Here is a 2,262-nt window from a genome sequence, read left to right as displayed (position 1 = left end):
CCGCCGCAACAGCCCCCGGCTCCGCCGAGGGCAAGCCCGCGCCCGCGAGAGTCCCAGCGTTTTCGCAGGTCACAGCGTTTTATTCGCGCTAAAGCGCGAAAGCATTAAGGCATTAAGACGGTAAACCGCCTTAATGCCTTAATGCAATAAACCCGGACATGCTAAAGAACTAAAGCGTTATAAACGGCTCCGCCGCCCATAACGCTTTAGTTCTTTAGCATCAGAAAAACCACTCGGGAGAGCCGTGGAATTCAGTGATGGTCATGTAGTCGGACAGGCCGCCGACGTCCTCGCCGTACTTGTCGAGGAGCGCATCGCTGAGCAGCTCCGCGGCGCCGGCGTCGTCGCCCTCCTCGATCAGTTGAGCCACCGCCTCCGCCGTCGATCGCGCGATCGAGATAGTGCCCAGGTCGCGGGTCTCGTACTGGCCGGCTGTCGGTCCCGACTTGATGAGCACGGTCACGCTGCCCGGGCTCATCGACTGCACGCCGGCCATGCGGCTCGCCCGGATCGCTCGAGCGCCGCCCATGTGCCGCTGCACCTTGCCGCGGCCGGTCTGCTCCGTCTCCGCTGAGGGGTTCTGTGCTCCTCGAGCCCAACGGCGGGCCGTCTGGGGCTGGACGCCGGCGCGATCCGCGGTGTCCTTGATCGAGGCTGCCCGGGCGTGCCGTGCGGCCTGCTCGATCTGTCGCCCTGTCTTGCCAGCCGCGGCGGCCGCTCGTCGGGCCGCGGATTCGGCCGTGTCGGCTGCCCACTTCGCCAGGTCGGCCAGGCCCATCTTCGCCGAGAGGCCGGCCAGCATCTTCGACGGTTTGCCGCCGCCCGTGGTGCCGCCGGACTTCCCGCCGCGGCTTCCGCCGGCGCCGCCTCCGGGCTTGCCCTTCCGGGGCTGGCTCGAGCTCGTCCTCATGCCTGTGCCCCTTCCAGCTCAGCCGCGCCGGCGGGCGCGTGTGCCGCCTCGTAGGCGACCCGCCATGCGTCCGCGGTGGCTTTGAGCCCGCGGAAGGAGAGGGCCGGGGCGGGCTCGTCGTGCACGAGCTTGAAACGGCCCGGCTGGACCAGGTCGAGACTCGGCCAGGTCGTCAGGTCAGCGCCTTCGGTGATCTCGACGAAGATGGTGTCGGCGTACTTCGCTCGAGGGATGCAGCCGGCGGGCAGCTTGTCGAGGTTGCGGAGCATGTTGGCCTCTGCCTGTGCCTTGAGCAGCAGAGCCCAGTCGGGACGGTGCCAGGCCGGCGGCGTGAGGCCCTTCTCGGAGGCGAGATAGCCGCCCAAGCTCTTGGTGTAGAGGCTCTTGACCATGCGCAGCGCGTACGCACCAGCTCGGGACTCGTCGGCCTTCAGCTCAGACGACCAGCGCCCGAAGTGGTTGGCCAGGTTCTTCAGCGCGCGGCGGTGCTTCGGCCACACCAGCGCCTCAGCGATCGCCAGCTCGCGGCCGTGGTCGCGGGTCAGGTAGACCGCGATCGGCATGGGCACCCACGCGCCCTCGAGCAGCTCCATGTTGTGCGGCGCGTCGACGACGGCGGCACCCAGCCGGACCCAGCCGGGCAGCTTGTAGAGGTTCGCCGGCAGCTCGTCGCCCGGCTCGTAGTGCAGCGGGTCGCCTTCGCCCAGCTCGACGCTCGAGGCGGCCGCGACGTACTGCGCGTTGATGTCGGCCGCCTTCACCGTCGAGCTCTCGGCCGGGTCACCCGGCGTCGTGATCCAGGTCCGCGCCTTCCAGAACGCATCGGTGCGGCGCAGATCCTCGAACAGATCCAGGTCCGCCGTCGCCGGCGCCTTCGCACCCGGCCACTTGGTGTGGCCATCGAGCAGCGCCCGGATCGTGCCGTGCGAGCCCTTCCAGCGGCAGCCGGTCACCTGGTGGAACCGCTCGACCACGGCCGCGGCCTGAGCTTCGGTCAGCTCCTCACCGACCGATGCCGCCCAGGTCTGAGCCTCGCTCACCTCGGCCGGGTCGACCTCAAGCGCAGCAGCGCGCGCAGCTCGACGAGCTCCAGGAGCTCGAGGAGCCGGTGCCGGCTGAACCACAGCCGGCGCAGCGGCCGGCGCGGCCGGCGTCTCCTCGGGCAGGGGCAACGGCTCGTCCTCGAGCGGAGCGGCGGTCACATCCTCGCCCGCGGAAGGAAGGGGCAGCACGTTCGAGACGGCCACCGCCGGCGACGTCGCCGGCGCGTCACACTCGGCCAGGTGCAGCGGCGCCCCGTCCAGGGCGCGCGATGCCAGCTCACCACAGCCAACGCACGGGGCCAGCTCCTC

2 protein-coding genes are annotated in these 2,262 nt (G+C 69.8%); both read right to left on the bottom strand.

Features of this window, described 5'->3' with window-relative positions:
- Positions 1-220: 220 nt before the first annotated feature.
- Entirely contained in the window at positions 221-910 is a 690-nt protein-coding gene (locus tag ACFWQC_RS28125) for a hypothetical protein (protein ID WP_378686077.1), read from the bottom strand.
- Positions 907-2,262 (bottom strand): hypothetical protein (locus tag ACFWQC_RS28120; protein WP_378686074.1); only part of this gene is annotated, 1,356 nt, incomplete at its 5' end. The genes ACFWQC_RS28125 and ACFWQC_RS28120, both read right to left, overlap by 4 nt.

Source organism: Nocardioides sp. NPDC058538, from assembly GCF_042719275.1.
GTDB lineage: Bacteria > Actinomycetota > Actinomycetes > Propionibacteriales > Nocardioidaceae > Nocardioides.
The sequence above is the reverse complement of the archived record's forward strand: the minus strand, read 5'-3'. Positions and strand labels throughout refer to the sequence as shown.

Excerpts from the sequence above, each read along its gene's own strand:
- ACFWQC_RS28125 (WP_378686077.1), bottom strand. The coding sequence starts at position 910 with ATGAGGACGAGCTCGAGCCAGCCCCGGAAGGGCAAGCCCGGAGGCGGC.